The organism is Citrobacter sp. S46_ASV_140 (assembly GCF_018919545.1).
Classification (GTDB): Bacteria; Pseudomonadota; Gammaproteobacteria; order Enterobacterales; family Enterobacteriaceae; genus Citrobacter; species Citrobacter braakii.
On the sequence record NZ_JAHLRC010000002.1, the window covers coordinates 43,986 to 67,412 of the forward strand.

Annotated in this window: 21 protein-coding genes; 8 read left to right on the forward strand and 13 right to left on the reverse strand. The window is 53.9% G+C overall.

Annotated features, from left to right (window positions below):
* Positions 1-87: 87 nt before the first annotated feature.
* Positions 88-663, reverse strand: a complete 576-nt coding sequence (nudK, locus tag KQJ19_RS01370; RefSeq protein ID WP_049282280.1) for a GDP-mannose pyrophosphatase NudK — start codon at positions 661-663, stop codon at positions 88-90.
* 157 nt (positions 664-820) lie between these two features.
* On the reverse strand, positions 821-2,800 hold the full coding sequence (aegA, locus tag KQJ19_RS01375; protein ID WP_049282281.1) for a formate-dependent uric acid utilization protein AegA: 1,980 nt from the start codon (positions 2,798-2,800) through the stop codon (positions 821-823).
* Positions 2,801-3,063: 263 nt separating this feature from the next.
* Here aegA and narQ point away from each other — a divergent pair, with 263 nt between their 5' ends.
* Complete coding sequence (narQ, locus tag KQJ19_RS01380; protein WP_016157109.1) at positions 3,064-4,761, forward strand: nitrate/nitrite two-component system sensor histidine kinase NarQ; 1,698 nt, start codon at positions 3,064-3,066, stop codon at positions 4,759-4,761.
* A gap of 184 nt (positions 4,762-4,945) precedes the next feature.
* Positions 4,946-8,059, forward strand: a complete 3,114-nt coding sequence (gene acrD, locus KQJ19_RS01385; RefSeq protein ID WP_047501604.1) for a multidrug efflux RND transporter permease AcrD — start codon at positions 4,946-4,948, stop codon at positions 8,057-8,059.
* 75 nt (positions 8,060-8,134) lie between these two features.
* Here the strand turns inward: acrD and ypfM are convergent, their stop codons facing one another.
* Entirely contained in the window at positions 8,135-8,194 is a 60-nt protein-coding gene (ypfM, locus tag KQJ19_RS01390) for a protein YpfM (RefSeq protein ID WP_001386977.1), read from the reverse strand.
* Between the two features lie 390 nt (positions 8,195-8,584).
* Between ypfM and KQJ19_RS01395 the strand changes: the two genes are divergently transcribed.
* The 3 genes from KQJ19_RS01395 to KQJ19_RS01405 are packed head-to-tail and all read left to right on the forward strand — an operon-like array spanning position 8,585 to position 10,300.
* Positions 8,585-8,941 (forward strand): ArsC family reductase, encoded by a 357-nt coding sequence (locus tag KQJ19_RS01395; protein WP_016153966.1) that lies wholly within the window; start codon positions 8,585-8,587, stop codon positions 8,939-8,941.
* Positions 8,942-8,944: 3 nt separating this feature from the next.
* Positions 8,945-10,072 carry a succinyl-diaminopimelate desuccinylase gene (dapE, locus tag KQJ19_RS01400; protein ID WP_016153967.1) on the forward strand — a complete coding sequence of 376 codons (1,128 nt, stop codon included), beginning with the start codon at positions 8,945-8,947 and terminating at the stop codon, positions 10,070-10,072.
* 27 nt (positions 10,073-10,099) lie between these two features.
* Positions 10,100-10,300 carry a YpfN family protein gene (locus tag KQJ19_RS01405; protein WP_003835080.1) on the forward strand — a complete coding sequence of 67 codons (201 nt, stop codon included), beginning with the start codon at positions 10,100-10,102 and terminating at the stop codon, positions 10,298-10,300.
* 48 nt (positions 10,301-10,348) lie between these two features.
* Here the strand turns inward: KQJ19_RS01405 and ypfH are convergent, their stop codons facing one another.
* The 6 genes from ypfH to dapA form a co-directional block, all read right to left on the reverse strand.
* Positions 10,349-11,047, reverse strand: a complete 699-nt coding sequence (gene ypfH, locus KQJ19_RS01410; protein WP_016153968.1) for an esterase — start codon at positions 11,045-11,047, stop codon at positions 10,349-10,351.
* A 73-nt stretch (positions 11,048-11,120) separates the two neighbouring features.
* Entirely contained in the window at positions 11,121-13,136 is a 2,016-nt protein-coding gene (locus tag KQJ19_RS01415) for a GNAT family N-acetyltransferase (RefSeq protein ID WP_216403272.1), read from the reverse strand.
* A 15-nt stretch (positions 13,137-13,151) separates the two neighbouring features.
* Positions 13,152-14,018 (reverse strand): neutral zinc metallopeptidase, encoded by an 867-nt coding sequence (locus KQJ19_RS01420; protein ID WP_016153970.1) that lies wholly within the window; start codon positions 14,016-14,018, stop codon positions 13,152-13,154.
* Between the two features lie 128 nt (positions 14,019-14,146).
* Positions 14,147-14,860, reverse strand: coding sequence for a phosphoribosylaminoimidazolesuccinocarboxamide synthase (gene purC, locus KQJ19_RS01425; RefSeq protein WP_003835086.1), 714 nt, complete (start codon positions 14,858-14,860; stop codon positions 14,147-14,149).
* A gap of 111 nt (positions 14,861-14,971) precedes the next feature.
* A complete protein-coding gene (gene bamC, locus KQJ19_RS01430; protein WP_016153971.1) occupies positions 14,972-16,006 on the reverse strand; it encodes an outer membrane protein assembly factor BamC in 1,035 nt (344 codons plus the stop codon).
* A gap of 16 nt (positions 16,007-16,022) precedes the next feature.
* Positions 16,023-16,901 carry a 4-hydroxy-tetrahydrodipicolinate synthase gene (dapA, locus tag KQJ19_RS01435; protein ID WP_016153972.1) on the reverse strand — a complete coding sequence of 293 codons (879 nt, stop codon included), beginning with the start codon at positions 16,899-16,901 and terminating at the stop codon, positions 16,023-16,025.
* Between the two features lie 145 nt (positions 16,902-17,046).
* Between dapA and KQJ19_RS01440 the strand changes: the two genes are divergently transcribed.
* Both KQJ19_RS01440 and bcp read left to right on the forward strand, forming a co-directional pair.
* Positions 17,047-17,619, forward strand: coding sequence for a glycine cleavage system transcriptional repressor (locus KQJ19_RS01440; RefSeq protein WP_019077363.1), 573 nt, complete (start codon positions 17,047-17,049; stop codon positions 17,617-17,619).
* Positions 17,619-18,089, forward strand: a complete 471-nt coding sequence (gene bcp / locus KQJ19_RS01445; RefSeq protein WP_003835095.1) for a thioredoxin-dependent thiol peroxidase — start codon at positions 17,619-17,621, stop codon at positions 18,087-18,089. Before KQJ19_RS01440 ends, bcp begins: the two co-directional genes overlap by 1 nt.
* Before the next feature lie 115 nt (positions 18,090-18,204).
* On the opposite strand, the gene iadA is transcribed toward bcp, so the two are convergent.
* The 4 genes from iadA to KQJ19_RS01465 all read right to left on the reverse strand — a co-directional run bounded on the left by iadA (position 18,205) and on the right by KQJ19_RS01465 (position 21,733).
* Positions 18,205-19,368, reverse strand: coding sequence for a beta-aspartyl-peptidase (gene iadA, locus KQJ19_RS01450; RefSeq protein WP_216403273.1), 1,164 nt, complete (start codon positions 19,366-19,368; stop codon positions 18,205-18,207).
* 11 nt (positions 19,369-19,379) lie between these two features.
* Positions 19,380-19,841: a YjiG family protein gene (locus KQJ19_RS01455; RefSeq protein WP_003037948.1), complete on the reverse strand. Its 462-nt coding sequence runs from the start codon at positions 19,839-19,841 to the stop codon at positions 19,380-19,382.
* A 1-nt stretch (position 19,842) separates the two neighbouring features.
* A complete protein-coding gene (locus KQJ19_RS01460; RefSeq protein ID WP_216403274.1) occupies positions 19,843-20,502 on the reverse strand; it encodes a nucleoside recognition domain-containing protein in 660 nt (219 codons plus the stop codon).
* A gap of 166 nt (positions 20,503-20,668) precedes the next feature.
* The gene (locus KQJ19_RS01465; RefSeq protein WP_016153975.1) at positions 20,669-21,733 is read right to left on the reverse strand and encodes an AI-2E family transporter; all 1,065 of its coding nucleotides are present in this window, start codon (positions 21,731-21,733) and stop codon (positions 20,669-20,671) included.
* A 226-nt stretch (positions 21,734-21,959) separates the two neighbouring features.
* Between KQJ19_RS01465 and bepA the strand changes: the two genes are divergently transcribed.
* On the forward strand, positions 21,960-23,423 hold the full coding sequence (gene bepA / locus KQJ19_RS01470; RefSeq protein WP_047501595.1) for a beta-barrel assembly-enhancing protease: 1,464 nt from the start codon (positions 21,960-21,962) through the stop codon (positions 23,421-23,423).
* Positions 23,424-23,427 lie beyond the last annotated feature (4 nt).

Sequence of the window (23,427 nt, forward strand, 5' to 3'; positions counted from 1 at the left end):
AGCGGTATCTTCCTTGCGCGACTGATGTGGCTCAATAAGAATCGTCGGATTGGCCGAAAATTTGTAAAGAAATATAAATCCCGCGCATTAGTCCATGAGATGCGACGACTGCAAATAGTTCAGCAATAGCACCGTCTTACCGTCACGGATTTCACCCGTTTTAATCATTTCCAGCGCCTGGGTGAACGGCAGCTCCAGAACCTCAATATCTTCATCTTCCACCCCTCCGCCCGCATTTGCCCGCTGGCTGTCGCTGTATTGTGCAATAAAGAAATGAATTATCTCCGTCACGCCGCCCGGCGACATATAGAGCTCAAACAGCTTACGCACTTCCCCCACTTCAAAGCCGGTCTCTTCAATGGCCTCTTTCCGAATGCACGCTTCCGGTTCGTCGTTATCCAGCAGCCCGGCGCAGGTTTCAATCAGTTGACCGCTTTCATTACCATTGACCCAGGTGGCGATGCGAAACTGGCGGATGAGCACCACCGTTTTCTTCTCTGGGTTATACAGCAGGATAGTGGCGCCGTTGCCGCGATCGTAAACCTCGCGTTTGTGACGAATCACCTCTCCATTGCTACGGGTCAGGTCATAGGTGATATTGCGCAGGATGAAGTAGTTATCGGAAAGGACTTTATCTTTGATGAGGGTAATTTTTTGCGACATACCGGCTCCACAGCAAGAAGTGAGAAATAATACTACGCCGTGAAACCGGGTTTGTCTTGGTGCAATGTCGGCCTGATAAGCGAAGCACCATCAGGCAATTATGCGGCACAGAGCCGGATAGCAACGCTAACGCGCCTTATCCGGCCTTCTTAGCGACTTAGTGAGATTTGACTGATTTTATGCCCAGCCAGTCGACGATCCCCTGGGCGGCATGCCGTCCTTCCGCCATGGCCGTAACCACCAGATCCGCACCGCGTACCGCATCACCACCGGCGAAGATTTTCGGGTTACTGGTTTGATAACGGTATGCGCTTTCAACATTGGCGGCTATGCGCCCCCAGTTATCGACCTTAACCCCATGCGTCTCCAGCCACGGCATGCCATGTGGGTGAAAACCAAACGCCATGATCACCGCATCTGCGGGCATGACAAACTCACTCCCGGCGAGGGGAACCGGGCGACGACGCCCCTGCGCGTCCGGCTCGCCAAGCTGGGTACGTAAAAAACGCACGCCGCTGACTCGGCCATCATCATGCAACACCAGCTCAACCGGCTGGACGTTAAACTCGAAGTTCGCCCCCTCTTCCCGGGCGTTCTTCACCTCTTTTTTCGAACCGGGCATGTTGGCTTCATCACGACGATAAGCGCAGGTCACCTGGCGTGCGCCATGACGCAGCGCGGTACGCACGCAGTCCATTGCCGTATCGCCTCCGCCCAGTACAACCACGTTCAGTCCGGCGGTATCGATGAACGGCTCTTCAGGCAGTTCATCCAGCCCCATCACCTGCTTGGTGTTGGCAATCAGGAACGGTAACGCGTCATAAACGCCAGGCGCGTCTTCATTCGGCAGATCCGCCTTCATGGAACGATAGGTTCCTACGCCCACGAACACGGCATCGTAATCCTCCAGCAGCGCCGACAGCGCCACATCCTTACCCACTTCACAGTTAAGTTCGAAATGAATACCCATGGCGCTGAAGATTTCACGGCGGCGGGCCAGCAGCGATTTGTCCAGCTTGAAGGCCGGAATGCCGAACGTCAGCAAACCGCCGATTTCAGGGTGGCGATCGTATACGGTGGCGCTGACTCCGCTGCGCGCCAGCACATCCGCGCAGGCCAGACCCGCCGGACCCGCGCCGATGATAGCAACGCGCTTATCCACTTTCTGCACGTGGCTTAAGTCCGGTCGCCATCCTTTGCTCAGGGCCCGATCAGAGATGTAACGCTCAATATTTCCGATAGTGACCGCCCCATGCTCGCTACGCACCGTACATGCCCCTTCGCAAAGTCGGTCCTGCGGACATACGCGCCCGGTCACTTCCGGCAGGCAGTTGGTCTGGTGAGAAAGCTCAACCGCCGCGTCGATATTCCCGGCTTTGACCAGTTCAATCCACTGCGGAATATGGTTATGCAATGGGCAGGTCCATTCGCAAATACTGTGGTCGCCGCATTTCAGGCAGCGGGACGCTTCCCGTTCCGCTTGCGCCGTACGAAACGGCAGATAGATCTCCTCAAAGCTGGTTTTACGGGCCTCAATTGCCAGCTTATCCGGCTCACCACGCGCAGGCGTCGCCTGCATTTGCTCACGTTTGGTAATTGCATGCGAAACGAAATCGGTGGCGTTGGCATGCCAGGGCTGGCTTTCCAGACTGGCGGTGCGTAGCCTGCGCGCTTTTGACAGACCAGTAAGCGAATTTTCCGTCACCAGTTGTAACGCCTGCGCCGGACAGTTCTCTACGCAGGCGGGTCCCTGTTCGCGTCCCTGACACAAATCGCATTTGTGCGCAGTGGCTTTCACCTTCCCTTTAGCGACAGGAGTGAGTACGATCTGCATCGTGCCGAAAGGACAAGCAACGACGCACGATTTACAGCCAATACACTTTTTCGGGTTCACCTGAACGCTGTCGTTATCATGGCTGATTGCCCCGTTCGGGCAACTTCTGGCGCAGGGCGCATCTTCACAGTGATGGCAGGTTACCGCACTGCGCTGCTGCTGATGCTTGATGACGGTAATTCGGGGCTGGAAATGCCGTTGACTCAGGACATGCTGCTCGCCATTGTGAGCCATGACGCAGGCGACCTCACAGGCATGGCATCCCAGGCACTGCTGGCTATTAACCATAATAAAACGATTCATGGCTTCCTTCTTTTTTGGTTGCAAAAACCTTATTCTTTATATGAGTGTTGTTATTAACCGACACGGAAGGAAGCGGCAATGTTCATTTGCCCAGGAAGCACAACTATTTATCCAGAACCTGTGGCAGATCAATTTATTTCATCGCATATGAAATTGCGTTTCAGTTACCATCCAGTTTCATGGCGTTTTATTAACATTTATCAAATACACCGCATCGTTCGGGCTGTTTTAAGGCGCGACGTGTATTGTGTGAGGATGCACAAGTGACGGTAAAGCGTCCGGTCTCGGCCAGTCTGGCTAAAGCTTTTTTCTACATAGTGCTGTTGTCGATTCTCTCAACGGGTATTGCGCTGCTCACGCTGACCAGCAGCTTACGAGATGCCGAAGCCATCAACGTGGCTGGCTCATTGCGCATGCAAAGTTACCGTCTGGGTTACGATCTGCAAAGCCAAAGTCCGCAGCTTAACGCTCACCGCCAGCTTTTCCAGCAGGCGCTAAACTCGCCAGCACTACAGAACCTGAACGCGTGGTACGTGCCTCAAGCGGTAAAAAGTCGCTATGGACGTCTACATGCAAACTGGCTGGAAATGAACGCCCGTCTGATCGATGGCGATTTAAATTGGTACCAGAGCAATATCAATAACTATGTCGATCAAATCGATCTCTTCGTGCTGGCGCTGCAACATTATGCTGAACGCAAAGTGATGCTGGTTTTTGGTATTTCACTGGCGGGCGGGATCGGCATTTTCACCCTCGTTTTCTTTACCTTACGGCGTATTCGCCAGCAGGTGGTGCGTCCGCTGAATAAGCTGGTGGTGGCCAGCCAGCACATTGAACACGGTCAGTTTGACATCCCGTCGCTGGATACTGATTTGCCCAACGAACTCGGGTTGTTGGGCAAGACCTTCAGCCAGATGTCGAGTGAATTACACAAGCTGTACCGCTCACTAGAAGCGTCTGTCGCTGAGAAGACCCACGATCTCCACGAAGCTAATCGTCGTCTGGAAGTGTTGTATCAGTGCTCTCAGGCGTTAAATACCAGTCAGATTGATGTGTACTGCTTCCGCCATATTTTACAGATCGTCCGCGAGCATGACGCCGCCTATTTCCTGGAACTCACCGTCGGAGATAACTGGCGAATTAGCGAAGGCGCAAAAAGCCCCGAGCTGCCGATGCAGATCCTGCCGGTCACCATGCAGGAAACCGTCTACGGTGAACTGCACTGGCAAAGCCCGAACGTCAATGCTTCTACCCCGCTGCTTAACAGCGTCTCCTCGATGCTGGGTCGCGGGTTGTACTTCAACCAGGCGCAAAAACATTTTCAGCAGCTGTTGTTAATGGAGGAACGGGCGACGATTGCGCGCGAGCTGCACGACTCGCTGGCGCAAGTGCTCTCTTATTTACGCATTCAGCTCACGCTGCTGAAGCGTTCGATTCCCGAAGATAACGCCCCAGCGCAAAGCATTATGGCGGATTTCTCTCAGGCGCTGAACGATGCCTACCGCCAGCTACGCGAACTGCTCACCACCTTCCGCCTGACTTTACAGCAGGCCGATCTCCCCTCCGCCCTGCATGAAATGCTGGAAACGCTGCAAAATCAGACCTCAGCTAAACTGACGCTTGATTGCCGGTTACCGACCCTGGCGCTGGACGCGCAAATGCAGGTGCATCTGCTGCAGATCGTCCGTGAAGCGGTGCTGAACGCGATTAAACATGCCAGCGCAACCGAAATTGCCGTCAGTTGCGTGACCGCGCCGGATGGTAATCACACGGTTTATATTCGCGATAACGGCATCGGCATTGGCGAGCCGCATGAGCCTTCGGGGCACTATGGATTAAATATTATGCGCGAGCGGGCGGAAAGGCTGAGCGGCACGCTGACTTTCTCTCAACCCTCCGGAGGGGGAACGCTGGTGAGCATCAGTTTTCGTTCGGCAGAATCCGACGGTGAGCTAACGTAAAGAACCGCAAAGCGCCGTCGGTTCTCGATCCAGGCCTGACGGCGTTGGCACGAAAGGTAAGCTGTAAACGGGCATGATAATTTACATTATCTTCTTTTTTTCTCCACGTTTGCCCCGTACCTTGCCGCTAAAGTGAAGCAATTCACACCCATAACGATACGCAGAAACACGAGGTCCCCTTTTAATGGCGAATTTTTTCATCGATCGCCCCATTTTTGCCTGGGTGTTAGCAATCCTGTTGTGCCTGACAGGAGCCCTGGCTATTTTTTCGCTGCCCGTTGAGCAATATCCCGATCTGGCACCGCCAAACGTGCGGGTAACCGCGAACTACCCTGGCGCGTCCGCACAAACCCTGGAAAATACCGTCACCCAGGTTATCGAGCAGAACATGACTGGTCTCGATAATCTGATGTACATGTCGTCGCAGAGCAGCGGGACAGGCCAGGCGTCGGTTACGCTGAGCTTCCTCGCGGGAACCGATCCTGATGAAGCCGTCCAGCAGGTGCAAAACCAGCTGCAATCGGCAATGCGTAAGCTGCCGCAGGCGGTACAGAATCAAGGGGTCACGGTGCGCAAGACCGGTGACACCAATATTCTGACCATCGCCTTCGTCTCCACCGATGGCTCAATGGATAAGCAGGACATCGCCGACTACGTCGCCAGTAATATCCAGGATCCGCTCAGTCGTATAAACGGCGTGGGCGATATTGACGCCTACGGTTCACAATATTCCATGCGTATCTGGCTCGACCCGGTCAAACTTAACAGCTTCCAGATGACCGCCAAAGATGTGACCGATGCTATCGAGTCACAAAATGCGCAGATTGCCGTCGGGCAACTTGGCGGCACGCCTTCGGTGGACAAACAAGCGCTGAATGCGACGATCAACGCCCAGTCGCTGCTACAGACTCCGGATGAATTTCGCGCGATTACGCTACGCGTCAATCAGGACGGCTCAGAAGTTAAACTGGGTGATGTGGCGATGGTCGAAATGGGTGCGGAAAAGTATGACTATCTCAGCCGCTTCAACGGCCACCCGGCTTCTGGTCTGGGGGTAAAACTGGCCTCCGGCGCCAATGAAATGGCAACGGCGGAGCTGGTTATCGACCGCCTGAACGAGCTCTCACAGTATTTTCCGCACGGGCTGGAATACAAGGTGGCGTATGAAACTACCTCCTTTGTCAAAGCCTCAATCATCGACGTGGTGAAAACACTGCTGGAAGCGATCGCGCTGGTATTCCTTGTCATGTACCTGTTCCTGCAAAACTTCCGCGCCACGCTGATTCCTACAATCGCCGTTCCCGTCGTCCTGATGGGTACTTTTTCCGTGCTCTACGCCTTTGGCTACAGCGTTAACACCCTGACGATGTTTGCGATGGTGCTGGCGATCGGCCTGCTGGTCGATGATGCCATTGTGGTGGTGGAAAACGTCGAGCGTATTATGAGTGAGGAAGGCCTCTCACCGCGGGAAGCGACGCGGAAATCGATGGGGCAAATCCAGGGCGCGCTGGTCGGTATCGCCATGGTGCTGTCGGCGGTGTTTATCCCGATGGCCTTCTTCGGCGGCACTACCGGGGCTATTTACCGCCAGTTCTCGATTACCATCGTCTCCGCAATGGTTCTTTCAGTTCTGGTGGCGATGATCCTCACCCCTGCCCTGTGCGCCACTCTGCTCAAACCGCTACATAAAGGCGAGCATCACGGGCAAACCGGTTTCTTTGGCTGGTTTAACCGGATGTTTAACCGCAACGCCGAACGCTACGAAAAAGGCGTCGCCAGGATCCTGCACCGCAGCCTGCGCTGGATACTGATTTACGGCCTGCTGCTCGGCGGTATGGTTTTCCTGTTCCTGCGCCTGCCAACCTCCTTCCTGCCGCTCGAAGACCGCGGCATGTTTACCACCTCGATACAGTTGCCCAGCGGCTCGACCCAGCAGCAAACATTGAAAGTAGTTGAGGAAGTGGAGAAGTATTACTTCACCCATGAGAAAGACAACATTACGTCGGTCTTTTCCACGGTCGGTTCTGGCCCTGGCGGGAACGGTCAAAACGTGGCGCGGATGTTTGTCCGCTTAAAAGACTGGGATGATCGCGACACCACCACCGGAACCTCTTTCGCCATCATCGAGCGCGCGACTAAAGCCTTTAATAAGATTAAGGAAGCCCGCGTCTTCGCCAGCAGTCCTCCGGCGATTAGCGGTCTCGGGAGCTCTGCCGGTTTCGATATGGAGCTGCAAGATCACGCCGGTGCGGGCCATGATGCGTTAATGGCCGCGCGCGACAAGCTGATTGAGCTGGCCGGGAAAGACGCGTCTCTGACCCGTGTTCGTCATAATGGTCTGGACGACAGCCCGCAGTTGCAAATTGATATCGATCAGCGCAAAGCCCAGGCGCTGGGCGTTTCCATTGATGACATCAACGACACCTTGCAAACGGCCTGGGGCTCCAGCTACGTCAATGACTTTATGGACCGGGGTCGTGTGAAGAAGGTTTACGTGCAGGCGGCGGCAAAATATCGCATGCTCCCGGACGACATCAATCTGTGGTACGTCCGCAATAATAGCGGCGGCATGGTGCCTTTCTCGGCCTTTGCCACGTCGCGCTGGGAAACGGGTTCACCACGTCTGGAACGCTATAACGGCTACTCCGCCGTCGAGATTGTTGGCGAAGCCGCCCCAGGCGTCAGTACCGGTACGGCGATGGACATTATGGAATCGCTGGTCCACCAGTTGCCGACCGGATTCGGCCTCGAATGGACCGCGATGTCTTACCAGGAACGGCTGTCGGGCTCTCAGGCGCCAGCCCTGTACGCCATTTCTTTGCTGGTGGTGTTCCTGTGTCTGGCGGCCCTGTACGAAAGCTGGTCGGTTCCCTTCTCCGTCATGCTGGTTGTTCCGCTGGGGGTCATTGGCGCGCTGCTCGCTACCTGGATGCGCGGTCTGGAAAACGACGTGTACTTTCAGGTCGGGTTACTCACCGTTATCGGGCTTTCGGCGAAGAACGCAATATTGATTGTTGAATTCGCCAATGAGATGAACGAGAAAGGTCACGACTTGCTCGACGCCACGCTGCATGCCTGTCGCCAACGCTTACGCCCAATTCTGATGACGTCACTGGCGTTTATCTTTGGGGTGTTGCCGATGACCATCAGCAGTGGCGCAGGTTCCGGCGGTCAGCATGCGGTAGGGACTGGCGTAATGGGCGGGATGATTTCAGCCACAGTCCTTGCGATTTACTTCGTTCCTCTGTTCTTTGTGCTGGTACGCAGACGTTTCCCGTTGAAGCCACGCCCAGAATAATCGGACACAAAAAAGGCGACTTACGTTGAGTCGCCTTTTATTATCCTTTGCAGGATATGAATTTCTTCCAGAAAATTATTTACGAAGCATCACTTCGATAAAGTCTTTCCAGTTCCCCAGTTCACGTTCAATCATAACAACCTCTCTTATTATTATGGGCATTCTACGAAATCATCATCATAAAAAGAAGATCATTTAACCAATGGTTGCGATTACATCCTCCATGTGTTCGGGGGTATATGTAATCACTATGCGCTAACCCCATAAATTTTATGTGACTTACTGCAATATTTTGAAATATTCATACATCATCTACGACTTTGGCAATTCTGATGGAAAAACAGGCTGATGCAAACAGGCAAAATCTGATTTTCAGTTCCCCGTGAATTTTGGAACTTTCAGGAATCATTATTCACCATTCAACAACAATGTTATATTTTTCTATAACGGTTCGATGACAATATGTATTATTCATGTTTATAGAACACGAGAATAAATATTCAAATTACGTCAATAAGGATTCAAATGATCACCCTCTACGGCATTAAGAATTGCGATACGATTAAAAAAGCCAGACGCTGGCTGGAAGACAATGGGGTCGACTACCGCTTCCATGATTATCGCGTCGACGGCCTGGACAACGCGTTATTACACGCCTTTATCAGCGAATTAGGTTGGGAGGCGCTGCTCAATACACGTGGAACCACCTGGCGCAAACTGGATGAAGCCACACGTAACCAAATCACCGATGCGTCCTCTGCTGCTGCATTGATGATTGAAATGCCTGCAATTATCAAACGCCCATTGCTCTGCGCGCCGGGTAAGCCTATGCTGCTTGGCTTTAGTGAATCCAGTTATACGCAGTTTTTTAATGAGGTATAGTCTATGTCGTGCCCGGTTATTGAGCTGACACAGCAGCTTATTCGCCGTCCTTCCCTGAGCCCGGATGATGCCGGGTGCCAGGCGTTAATGATTGAACGCCTGCGCGCGGTAGGTTTTACCGTTGAGCGTATGGATTTTGGTGACACACAGAATTTTTGGGCATGGCGCGGCAAAGGTGAGACTCTGGCATTTGCCGGTCACACTGACGTAGTGCCTGTCGGCGATGTCGATCGTTGGATTAATCCACCGTTCGAACCGACTATTCGCGATGGCATGTTGTTCGGGCGTGGCGCAGCCGATATGAAAGGCTCACTGGCGGCAATGGTCGTGGCCGCAGAACGTTTTGTCGCCCAGCATCCGAACCATCAGGGTCGTCTGGCGTTTTTGATAACCTCTGACGAAGAGGCCAGCGCCCAAAACGGCACCGTAAAAGTGGTTGAAGCACTTATGGCGCGCAATGAACGACTGGATTATTGTCTGGTTGGCGAGCCGTCCAGCACGGAAATCGTTGGCGACGTGGTGAAAAATGGGCGTCGTGGTTCACTGACCTGCAATCTGACCATTCACGGCGTGCAGGGCCACGTAGCCTACCCGCATCTGGCCGATAACCCGGTACACCGCGCGGCGCCAATGCTTAATGAACTGGTGGCGATTGAGTGGGATCAGGGCAACGAATTCTTCCCGGCGACCAGCATGCAGATTGCCAATATTCAGGCAGGAACCGGCAGCAACAATGTTATTCCCGGCGAACTGTTTATCCAGTTCAACTTCCGTTTCAGCACCGAATTAAACGATGAAATGATTAAGTCCCGGGTGCTGGAACTGCTGGAGAAACATCAGTTGCGTTATACCGTCGACTGGTGGCTTTCCGGTCAGCCGTTCCTGACCGCACGCGGTAAACTGGTGGATGCGGTGGTGAACGCCATTGAGCACTATAATGAGATTAAACCGCAGTTACTGACTACAGGCGGGACGTCCGACGGGCGTTTTATTGCCCGCATGGGGGCACAGGTAGTAGAACTGGGGCCGGTCAACGCGACCATTCATAAAATTAATGAATGTGTTAATGCCGCCGACCTGCAACTGCTTGCCCGTATGTATCAACGTATCATGGAGCAACTCGTCGCCTGATGAGTGTTCCTGTAAGAGGAAATGAGCATGGACTGGCTGGCAAAATACTGGTGGATTCTAGTGTTGGTGTTTCTGGTAGGCGTATTGCTGAACGTGATTAAAGATCTCAAGCGCGTCGACCACAAGAAATTTCTTGCCAATAAGCCGGAGCTTCCCCCGCATCGTGATTTTAACGATAAATGGGATGACGACGACGATTGGCCAAACAAGGATCAACCGAAGAAATAAGCCAACGTAGGCCGAATGGCGGTTTCACATCGCCATCCGGCCTGCGGGTTAAATCATCTCAATCACATCATCATCGTGAGGCTTACCGCCGCTCAGCGCTTCATCAAAGTAGTGCTTCGGTACGGTAAAACGCAGGTGGTCGAGCGCAAACTGCATACTGCGTTCATCAATGGCGTGCCCCAGATTTTCGACGATATCCAGCGTCACATCCCCACCGGCGCGTATTAACGCCTCCTGCGCGGCAACGGCATGAGATAACTCAATCACCCGGTCTTCACCGCCGTGAATCAAATGCACCGTCGTCGCGGTGGTTGCAACCTCCGGCAACGTGGCATAGCGACCATTAAAGGCGATGACCCGCGACGCCAGCCCTGGCTCAGCTTTAATACTCTCAAGCGACATAATCGAGCCCTGAGAAAAACCAATCAGCGCGGTCGCCTGGGGCGAAACGCCGCTTTGCTTCTGCCAGTAGCGAACGGTTTCGATAAAGACCGGCATAATCGCGTCAATACGCGCCTGGCGGTTCTCTTCCGTTACCCCCTGTACCGAAAACCACTGACGCCCGGAAGTCGTACCATAAGGCTCTGCCCCGCCAATGCTGACGATTAGCGCATCCGGAAACAGCGGCGCAAACCAGGAGCCAATTTCGCCCATGGCAACCGGGTTATCGCCGACGCCATGAAACAGCAACAAGAGCTGTTGAGCGGGTTTATCGGGACTTTGAACAACAAAATGGTCATGTTTCATGGCGATCTCCTTAACTGATGAGAATCATTCTACGCCGCTTAACCGCAATGACCATGCCAGGAAATTGAAGAAGTTAGTGAAAAAATTGCCATTGCATAATGCGATTATGTAGCCGTTGTTCACGCTCAGCATCCAGCTGTTTTAAGGCCTGCGCCGCCTCGGCGCGCTGAACTGCCAACAGCGCTTTGCGACCCGATATTTTCAACTGTTGGCACAATTCAGCATCGCTGCGTTGAGCCTGTATACGCCCGCGTAATGCCGGAAGAGGCAACTCGCTGTGCTCAAGCAAACGACTCAGACAACCTAATGATGTCAGTAATGGTCGATGCGCGAAGGCAAACCCAGCCAGCTCACCCCAGTCATCCTCATTAAGCGTAGTCTCTTTCAGTGGTACCAGCGGAATGCGCTCTGCGTTCCACTGCGCAAGAATCTCCGCATCCCGTCGCAGGCGCTGGTGCGCCCGCCAGGCAAGGCATTTTCCCGCTTCGCTGATGGGCAGCACCGCCATAGCGGTATAACAGCCGCTGCTGGCTTCCCGATGATTGCCCATCCGTACCAGGACAAAACCGCAACGCTGCCAGAAACGCCATAATTCAGCCGTATAACCAAAGCTGACGGACAGATAGTCGCACTGCGTGCAATAGTGCCGGGCCTGCAGAATCAGCTGTTGCCCAATACCTTCCCTTTGACGCGCGGGATGAACCGCAATTCGACTGACCCGCCGCCCGACAAGCGTCGCCGCCAATGGGTCTCCGCCGTGCGCCGCCAGTGACTGCGCAACCAGATTTCCTCTTGGTCGGCGATATCCGGCCCAGACGGCCTGGCTTAATTCTGCGGATAATCCCCCCTCGTCGACCAGCCAGACGGCTCCCGCCACCGAGTCAGCAGCCGAAGCCTGAAGAAAATGCTGACCCGGCGCGTCCATCATTCGCCGCAGATCCAGTGGCGAGGTGCGATAATGCGCACCGGAAAGTAGCTGATATACCGCTAACGGCAGCGCCGGGTTTGTCTGCCATGAGAGTTGATCAAATGCCGAGAAGTTAAGCTCCCCCAAGGGGGCATGCGCAAAGGTTTCGTCGTCAAACACCAGCGCATCGCTGACGATTTTCTCCAGCGGACATCCCTGCGCCCAGCGCACGGGTTGTTGCAACTCATAGCGTCGAAGATGGGGAAAGTGGGCGCAGAATTTCAGCAAAAAGCCTCTGCCGGTTCCCTCGTAGCCCTGTACGGTGGTGGTTAACAGCGTACGAGGGAAACGCGCAACCAGTTGGTGTAGCAGCGGCGCGGGGATCGCGGCGGCTTCATCCACAACCAGCCAGTCTGCGGTTGCAGAACTGCTTAACAGCGCATCGGGGGCCATAAAGCAGTATCGCTCTGCGGCAAATTGCGCCAGCACATCCGTTGCCGCTTTAGCAGGCGCGGTGACAATCGCGGTCCCGTTGATACGTGCTATCAATTGCCCTGCCAGAGCCGATTTACCCCGGCCACGTGCAGCTGTGACCGCAGCCACGCCGGGAGGCATATCCAGCAACTGGGTTAAAATCATCGCCTGTTCAGGCTGAGGGTCACCGGTTGCCGCGTGCCAGACTGCACGAACAGGAAAACGCGGGCTGGAAACTGCGTGATGCTGCTGCCAGTGCAGAGCCTGTCCGTCACGGGAAATCACCCGTTTGACATGTTCAACAAAGTGCGGCGTTGGGATAGGTTCAGCACAGTCGCTCCAGCGCAGTGAATCCACGTCCGGATGCGTGTGCCAGGTATGCCAGGGGGGAGTCAGCAAAACCAGCCAGCTCCCGGCGATCAGCGTTCCGCTTAAGGCGGCAAACGCCGCAGCGTCAAATCCCTGCCCGGCGTCAAAAACCGCATGACGAAACTCGCGGCCTAATAACGTTTGCAGCGCCTGTGGCGTACAGTTTGGCTCAGCAGGGGCGGGGGCGCCCACCCATAACCAGTCGCCGGGTAACGTGTCGCGTAGCGCTAATGCCCGCTCCTGACACCAGTTCCCCTCGCCACTGATAATCAGCAGACGACGGATCCCTTCGTGGGCCATCTGTTCGGTTAACGCGCTCAGCGCCGTATTATCAGACATCCCTGCCTCAGTAGCTTAAATGCCTTTACCAAAAGTATTACATTGTCCCGGATCGCCGCTGTCAAAACCGCGTTTGAACCAGCTAAGCCGCTGCTCAGAAGTGCCGTGGGTAAAGCTGTCTGGCACAACGCGTCCTTGTCCCTGCTGCTGCAGGCGATCGTCGCCAATGGCCTGAGCGGCGTTCAGCGCTTCTGCCAGGTCGCCGGACTCCAGCACGCCCTGCTGCTGCATACTGTTGCCCCAGACGCCGGCAAAGCAGTCCGCCTGCAGTTCCATACGTACGGAAAGACGGTTCACTTCAGCCTGTGAGGCATTCTGCTGCATCTGGCGAACTTTCGGTTCAATACCCAGCAGTTTCTGCACGTGGTGACCCACTTCATGGGCGATAACATAGCCCTGAGCAAAATCGCCATCGGCGCCCAGCTTGTTTTTCATGTCATCATAAAATGAGAGGTCGATATACACCGTACCATCCGCCGGGCAGTAAAACGGCCCCATCACCGACTGACCTGCGCCACAGCCGGTACGCGTCGCTCCGCGATACATTACCAGCTTCGGCTGTTGGTAGGTCCGGCCCATTTTTTCAAACTGCTGCCCCCAGGTATCTTCCGTGGTGGCCAGAATCACCGAGGTAAATTTTGCTGCTTCATCATCATTTGGGCTGATGGAGTGTGATGATTGCTGTTGGGAAACTGGCTGGCCGGTCATTAATCCGGTGAGATCCACGCCATAATATCCCGCCACCAGCACCACAATCAGCAGGATGATGCCGCCTTTACCACTGGGCAAACGAAAACCAGGACCGCCTATAGAAGGGCCGCCACCGGAGCTATTTCGTCTGTCTTCCACATTGTCACTTTCACGACGCCCTTGCCAGCGCATAATCACCTCAACTTTTTATTCATTATGATGATGATCGTAGGCGGTTCGGAACAGGATTACCATAAGAAACAGTAATCAAAATCGGCGGGATTGATGAGCCGGAGAGCGATCGCCGGCTCAGGGGAGGATTAGTCTAACTTCACACCCAGACGATGCGCGACGGCTTCATAGGCTTCGATCAGGCCGCCCAGGCTCTGGCGGAAGCGATCTTTGTCCATTTTATCCAGCGTTTCTTTGTCCCACAGACGGCTGCCGTCCGGTGAGAACTCATCGCCCAAGACCACTTCACCTTTATACAAACCAAATTCAAGTTTGAAGTCGACCAGAATCAGACCGGCATCATCAAACATCTTTTTCAGCACGTCGTTGGCTTTGTAGGTCAGCTCTTTCATACGCGCCAGATTCTCTTTGCTCACCCAACCAAAAGTTTCGCAATAGGAATCGTTAATCATTGGATCGTGCATAGCATCGTTTTTCAGGAACAGATCAAACAGCGGCGGATTCAGTTCAATACCTTCCTCAACGCCTAAACGCTTAACCAGGGAACCTGCTGCGCGGTTACGAACCACACATTCAACCGGTACCATCTCCAGTTTTTTCACCAGACATTCAGTATCGGAAAGCAGTCGCTCCATCTGGGTAGGAATGCCCGCTTCTTGCAGTTTAGTCATAATGAAATGGTTGAACTTGTTGTTCACCATGCCTTTACGATCAAACTGTTCAATGCGCGCGCCATCCCCTGCTGACGTATCATTGCGGAATTCGAGCACCAACAGGTCCGGGTTTTCCGTGCTGTATACGGTCTTCGCTTTACCACGATACAACTCAGCTTGCTTTTGCATCTTTATTACTCCTGGGTGTGAATTAACGATAAATATTGCGTTTTTCTGCCGACGCACACGTTTGCGTATCATATCAGAAAAAAAGGGCTGGAGTTATCCAGCCCTTTATTTTTACTTACTGAACGCTGCCTGGAAGACGGCGACCAGCGCGTCGTTCTGGCTTTGCGTCAGGGTATGCCCCTTCGGATCGATAAACTGCAAGCTACTGCGGTTGTCTAAATCACCGACCTGCAGTTTATAGTCGCCGGATACCAGACCCGGATCGCTTGCGCCCAGCTCCTGCCAGTTGCTATCAGACAGTGGTTTGTAGGTCACGGCGATGCTGCCCTGAGAACGGGTGCTGTCGGTCACTTTCATCCCCACTTTCTCAAGCGCTGCCGGCAGACGTTGCCATACCACGTTGAACGGTCCACGTACCACCAGCATCGGTAAACCGGTGTCATCGGCAGCACTCTGAACATCCATGGTGGCGGCAGAGCGGTTCTGCGCGGCATTCGCGGCGTCAGTGGCGTTCTTATCCAGACCTGCGGAGATAACGTTCATCATCTCAGCGCTGTAACGCTGCATTGATGCTGGATCAGCTACGGGTTTACCCGCCTGCTCGAGGTTAATCAGTTTCACCGTTACCGCTTGCTGATAACCCTGCGGTTTAACCGAGATTTGATAACGTCCACGGTACTGCTCGTCTTCATCCAGACGGTTCCAGTTAACCCAGTCGGTGGTCAACGTCTGGCTGGCATCATCACGTTTGGTGATCGTGTAGTTTTTAGACTGAATGACGCTAACGACCTGTGGCCACAGCGTGTTGCCACGACCATTTTCCACCAGCAATGTCGACGTATCACCCGCGATCTGAGTGCGAGCACCGGTGACTAATGCTAACGGCTGAGCCGGCGGGCGAATGTCCAGCGCTTTACCAACGGCACCGCTGCCGTTGGTGACCGGGATATTATAGTCACCCGACATAACCGGCAGAATCATCCCAGCTGGAGCGTGAAGCTCAGCAAGCGGTGCGGCCTCCAGATAGGATTCATCACCGCTCACCTGGCGCTTATAACGCGAGTCAGAACTACAGGCCGCGAGCAACATAACAAGCGAAACACCCGCAACCTTGGCCAGGCGCGACTTTTGTACTGAGTAAGCCATCAAATCTCCCTAAACTTTACAGCAAACCGGCATGCTTAAGCGCCGCTTTGACGATTTCACGAGCATTATCCGTGATTGGCGTCATCGGCAGACGTAGCGTATCGGTCGCCACAAGTCCCAACTCCTTACACGCCCATTTCACTGGGATAGGATTGGGTTCGACAAATAGTTTGTTGTGTAACGGCATCAGACGCTGGTTAATCACCCGCGCCTCGGCAAAGTTCCCGGCTGCCGCCAGTTTGCACATTTCGGCCATATCGCGTGCCGCAACGTTAGACGTCACGGAAATCACGCCATGACCACCGAGCTGCATAAAATCCAGTCCGGTCGCGTCATCACCGCTGAGCAGAATAAAGTCGTCTGAAACCAGCTCTTTGATCTGGTGAACGCGACTTAAGTTCCCCGTGGCCTCTTTAATAGCGATAATATTTTTTACTTTCGCCAGGCGACCAACGGTTTCCGGCAACATATCGCAGCCGGTACGGGACGGTACATTATACAGAATTTGCGGCAGGTCAGTATGTTCAGCGATGGCTTTGAAATGCTGGAACAAACCTTCCTGGGTTGGGCGGTTGTAGTAAGGCGTCACCGTCAGGCAGCCGACAACACCACTGTCGTTGAAACGCTGCGTCAGACTAATGGCTTCCGCGGTCGCATTAGCGCCGGTTCCGGCAATCACCGGAATACGCCCGTCGGCCAGCTCCAGGGTCATCATCACCACATCGCCATGCTCATCATGACTCAGGGTGGCAGACTCACCGGTGGTGCCAACCGAAACGATCGCCGAGGTGCCGCTGGCGACATGATAATCAATCAGTTTTTTCAGGCTCGACCGGCAGACTTTACCTTTCTCATCCATCGGCGTAACAAGCGCGACAATACTTCCCGTGAACATGGGCCATCCTCTGTGCAAACAAGTGTCTCAATGGTACGTTTGGTACGACAATAAAAGCAAGCGACCAGAGCCGTTCTGATTGTTGTATGCATGTTTTTTTTATGCTTTCCTTATGATTACCTCACCGCTCAAAGGAAGAACAGGTTTGACATCGTCATCGCAACACTATCTGGTCATTACTGCGCTGGGTGCTGACCGCCCGGGAATTGTGAACACCATCACACGTCATGTCAGCAGTTGCGGCTGTAATATCGAAGACAGCCGACTGGCCATGCTGGGTGACGAGTTCACGTTTATCATGTTGCTGTCGGGCACCTGGAATGCCATTACCCTAATTGAATCAACCTTGCCGTTGAAAGGTGCAGAGCTGGATTTACTGATTGTGATGAAGCGCACGACCGCACGCCCCCGTCCGGCGATGCCCGCTACGGTATGGGTGCAGGTCGATGTTCCTGATTCTCCGCATTTGATTGAACGCTTTACCGCCCTGTTTGACAGCCACCAAATGAATATTGCGGAACTGGTTTCACGCACGCAACCGGCTGAGAACGAAAAGGCGGCACAGCTGTTTATTCAAATTACCGCACATAGTCCTGCGTCACATGATTCGGCAAATATTGAAGATGCGTTTAAAGCACTCTGTACAGAACTCAATGCGCAAGGCAGTATTAACGTCGTCAATTACTCACAGCATGATGAACAGGATGGAGTTAAGTAATGAACCCACTGAAAGCCGGTGATATCGCACCGAAATTTAGCTTGCCGGATCAAGACGGAGAACAAGTAAATTTAACCGACTTCCAGGGACAGCGTGTTCTGGTTTATTTTTACCCGAAAGCCATGACACCCGGCTGTACCGTACAGGCCTGCGGCCTGCGCGATAACATGGATGAGTTAAAAAAAGCAGGTGTTGAAGTGCTGGGAATCAGCACCGATAAACCAGAGAAGCTTTCCCGATTCGCGGAGAAAGAAGTCCTTAACTTCACGCTCCTGTCCGACGAAGATCACCAGGTTTGCGAGCAGTTCGGCGTCTGGGGTGAGAAGTCATTTATGGGCAAAACCTATGATGGCATCCACCGCATCAGCTTCCTGATTGATGCTGAAGGGAAAATTGAGCATGTGTTTGATGACTTCAAAACCAGCAACCACCACGACGTGGTAATGAACTGGCTGAAAGAGAACGCCTGATTTACATTTTGCCGGATAGCGCCTGATGGTGACGCCACGCGTCTTATCAGGCCACCATCCGCATAACTCCGTAGCCGGATAAGGCGTTTACGCCGCCATCCGGCATCAACGTCGTTTATTCAAACGTCCCTTTTACACAGGCTTTTTTCTCTCTGACGACGGCTTTGCCCTTCGCCCACAGGTGATGAACTTCAAGCGCATCATTGAGCACCAGAATGTCGGCATCGCATCCCACCGCCAGACGCCCTTTATGTTCCAGTCCCAAAAATTCTGCGACCGTTCGCGTCAGCGGACACAGCGCCAGTTCCAGCGGTATGGCATGAACCTTCACCAACTGGCGCACTGTTTCAGCCAGTGATTCAAACCCTGCGACACCGATGCCGGTAAGATTACCGTAGTCATCAAATTCCGGCTGGCTACCGTTGCCATCCGAACTCAAGGTAATACGCGACAGCGGCACGTTCTGGCGTAGCGCCGTGGCGATAGCCGTGGCCGGGTCGACGGGTTCATCAATGCTGCTGGTAATGTCGATATAACCGCCTTTGCGGGCATACTCCAGCGCCGACTGAAACAGCGGTTCCGCACGATTGACGTGTGTGGGCAGCAGCTTGGTAATCGGTACATCGCAACTGTCGAGGATCTGGTACAACGGCTCCAGCATGCGCGGGCTGTCGCCCATATGGAAGACGCTAATCCCCGGCTTGCGCCCTAACAATCCGCCAACGCGCGACTGCGCCGCCATGTTTGCCAGCGCCGAGGTGTCCGGGGCTGAAGAACGATGGTCCGAAACAGCACATTTCACGCCAATGATTTTATCGATCAGCGCCACATCGCGATCGATACTGCCGGTGATGGTCGGGGAAGGCAGAGAATACGCCCCGGTCAGCATCCATGCGCTGATGCCTTCAAATTCCAGCGCGCGGGTTTTCGCCAGCAGCGATTCAGGGTGACGGGTAATACCATCTGTCCCCAGCAATCCCACCACCGAGGTGACGCCAGCTTCAACCAGCCGCGACAAGCGCACTTCCGGCGTGCGGGTGTGCGGCCCCGCTTCTCCGCCGCCGCCAATCAGATGGACGTGTTGATCGATAAATCCTGGGCACACAATCGCACCGTTAAGATTGATACACTCGCAGCCAGGAAAATCGTCAGGGGAAATCGACGGCGCGATGGCAACAATTTTGCTGTCAGACACCAGTATATCCTGGTGTCCTAAATCTTCCGGCGCGTACACGTGTCCCTGCTGGAACAACGTCAAATTAAGAATGGAACAGTTCATAACCTTCCTTGTCAGGCAATAACCTGCATAACCCAAATAGAGAGCAGCGCATTAATTACGCATACCGCAATAATAAGCGGGTAATAACGGGGATGGACTCCCGCGGTACCCAGACAGCGTCCCACATTTTGCACCGGATTGCCCATCAGGTAGATAGCCGGTAACAGCACCGTAGCATCATGTCCCGAAAGCGTACCGGCGACAACCAGGCTGGCGCAAACACCGACGCCGCCTCCCATACTCATCACCGCCGCCAGCAGTACGGTAGCAGATTCCCCCGGCAGTCCCCACAGCGCCATTACCGGCTCACATACCCGCCCGACAATCTCAAGCAGTCCCGTCACCTTCAGCGCCTGAATAATCACAAACGCCATTACCACGTTAGGCAACAGGCTGGTTGTTGCAATAGTGAATCCGCGCCGTGCGCCATCGATAAACATATCCATGACGTTTTTACGTACTTGCGTTGTCATCTCACGCCTCCTGCTGCGTACGGCGATTTTCCAGCTGCGCAATCCACAAACGCAGCAGGTTCGCACCCCCAAATTTGAAGACAAGGATCACCGCCAGCGGCGTAATCACCGGAACGGTAACCATCGTAAACAGCGCAGCACCCGAGGAAAAATAGTTGGTAATACACGCACTGCCGCTGGTTTGCCAGCAGGCAAAAATGGCACGTTCCTGTTCAGTGATAATGCCCTCTTCCGCCATTTCTTTAGTCATCCCTGCCGCAGCATCGGTATTTTGCATATTCGCAATCAGCGCCAGCGAGCAAATACCCGGAATACCGAGTAACGGGCGCAGGACTGGCGTCATCAGTTGCTGTGCCGCACGCAACCCTCCCAGCCCTTCGGTGACGGAAATTATCCCGAGTGAAAGAATGACGGAAGGCGCCAGCTCAAGCGCGAATAAGAAGCCGTCTTTTGCGCCCATACCGCCCGTGCCGCGAAAAGAGACCGCCGTGTCCCCCGCCGCATTAATCTGCCCAAACGCACCGTTGAGAACGGTGAAATCAAAGACTCGCCACCATTCGGTACTTTTCGCAAACATGCCGGAAAAAAGAATAATCGTAATAAAAAAAGCGAGATAACCGCCCCATCCCACCTTCTGCTGCGTGTGTGTGTTGTGACCCATTTTGTTCTCCTGTTGGCCTTATTCCTTGCGTGACTTAAAGACATCACGCGGGTCAAGTTAAAGACAAACGCAGAGAAAAACGACACCAGAGGAGATTATTCAGAATGTGTGGATAGAGGTCAGACAAGTTCGGCTCCGGCGACATTGCATCGCCGGAGCAAACAGATTAGGGTTCATCAACGACCTGACCATCCGGCCAGGCATGCATTACCGCTTTGATTAACGTCGCCAGAGGAATCGCAAAGAATACGCCCCAGAATCCCCACAGGCCGCCGAATATCACTACTGAGAGAATAATCACCAGCGGATGCAGATTTACCGCCTCGGAGAACAGCACCGGCACCAGCAAATTACCGTCCAGCGCCTGGATTATCAGGTATACGGCAAAACAGCTCCAGAACTCGGTGCCAAGCCCGAACTGGAACAATGCCACACCGACCACCGGAATAGTGACCACGAAAGCGCCGATATACGGGATCAGTACGGAGAAGCCTACCAGCACCGCCAGCAGCAGCGAATAGTTGAGGCCAAACAGCAGGAAGCCGAGCCAGGTCGCCACGCCGACCACCACCATTTCCAGCACCTTGCCGCGGATATAGTTGGTGATTTGCTGGTTCATCTCTTTCCACACCTGCCCCGCCAGTCCGCGATTACGCGGCAGCACCCGACGCACAGCGTTCAGCATTTGTCCTTTATCTTTGATCAGGAAGAACACCATCAACGGGACGAGAATCAGATACACCGCCAGCGTCAGCAATCCGACCAGTGAAGCCAGCGAATATTTCACCACCGAATCGCCCATGGTGAGCATTCGCGAGCGCATATTCTCCGCCATCGCATCAATAATGCCCGCATCCATCAGCGCCGGATAACGCCGCGGTAAGGTGGCGGCAAAATCAGACAATTTATTGAGCATGCCGGGCATATCGCGGATCAGGTAGATCCCCTGTTGCCATGCAACGGGCATTACCACAAACGCCATCAGCAGCAAAATACCGACAAACACCACCAACACAATCGATGTCGCCCAACGCCGTGAACAACCAATATGTTCCAGCCGTACTGTCGGCCATTCGAGCAGGTACGCCAGCACAATGGCGACCAGCAGCGGCGCCAAAAGACCGCTAAAAAAGAACAGGATGCCAAAACCGGCAACCAGAATAATCAGCAAGGCGATGGCTTCGGGGTCGCTAAAGCGGCGGCGATACCATTGCATCAACATTTCGAGCATAAAACCCTTCCATGAATCCAATAGCGGGATTGCGATCCCGAATTGTATCGAAATGTCACAAAAAAGACTTCGCTTTTTATAGCGGATTACGCAAAGTGAAAAGACATTTTTCCTGGGTGTTCATCGTCAGGTTTCGCAGTTACACTCCCTAAGCTTGCGGAGTGTGAACGATACTTCACGGCATTGGTCAAATGGCTATCTCAAAAAAGAATACAGGACAGAGGTTATGTTCAGGCAGTTGAAAAAAAACCTGGTTGCTACCCTCATTGCTGCACTGACCATCGGTCAGGTTGCGCCCGCATTTGCAGAAACCGCGGACACCCTGCCTGATATGGGAACCTCGGCAGGGAGTACGCTTTCCATAGGACAGGAAATGCAGATGGGCGATTATTATGTACGCCAGCTGCGCGGCAGTGCGCCATTAATTAACGATCCGTTGCTGACGCAATACATTAATGCGCTGGGGATGCGTCTGGTCTCGCACGCCGACTCGGTAAAAACGCCCTTCACCTTCTTTTTGATTAACAACGATGAAATCAACGCCTTTGCTTTCTTTGGCGGCAACGTTGTTTTGCACTCCGCACTGTTCCGCTATTCCGATAACGAAAGCCAACTGGCATCGGTTATGGCGCACGAAATTTCCCACGTTACGCAGCGTCACCTGGCGCGCGCAATGGAAGATCAGAAACGCAGCGCGCCGCTAACGTGGGTGGGTGCGTTAGGGTCAATTTTATTGGCGATGGCCAGCCCGCAGGCGGGTATGGCGGCGCTGACCGGTACGCTGGCGGGTACACGCCAGGGGATGATTAGCTTTACGCAGCAAAACGAACAGGAAGCAGACCGCATCGGTATTCAGGTACTGCAACGCTCGGGATTCGATCCCCAGGCCATGCCGACGTTTCTGGAAAAATTGCTCGATCAGGCCCGTTACTCTTCGCGTCCACCAGAAATTTTGCTGACTCACCCCCTGCCAGAAAGCCGTCTGTCGGATGCCCGTAACCGCGCCAACCAAATGCGTCCGGCTGTCGTCCAGTCTTCAGAAGATTTTTATCTGGCCAAGGCACGCACCTTAGGCATGTACAACTCTGGTCGCAACCAGCTGACCGATGACCTGCTGAGTAACTGGTCGAAAGGCAACATACGTGAGCAACGTGCGGCGCAGTATGGCCGGGCATTGCAGGCAATGGAGGCCAGTAAATATGACGAGGCACGTAAAGCACTGCAACCGCTGCTGGCGGCAGATGCTAACAATGCCTGGTATCTCGACCTGGCAACGGATATCGATCTCGGCCAGAAGAAAACCAGCGATGCCATTAATCGGTTGAAAAACGCCCGCGACCTGCGCACCAACCCGGTACTGCAGCTCAACCTGGCAAATGCGTATTTACAGGCCGGGCAAGCCAAAGAGGCGGCGACCATCCTGAATCGCTATACGTTTAACCATAAGAACGACCCTAACGGCTGGGATCTGTTAGCGCAAACGGAAGCCAACCTGAACAACCGCGATCAGGAGCTGGCGGCCCGCGCGGAAGGGTATGCCCTCGCAGGACGTCTGGATCAGGCGATTTCGATGCTCAGCAGCGCAAGCTCACAGGTCAAGCTGGGTAGCCAGCAGCAGGCCAGATACGATGCCCGTATCGACCAGCTACGCCAACTGCAAGAGCGCTTTAAACCGTATACGAAAATGTAATTAT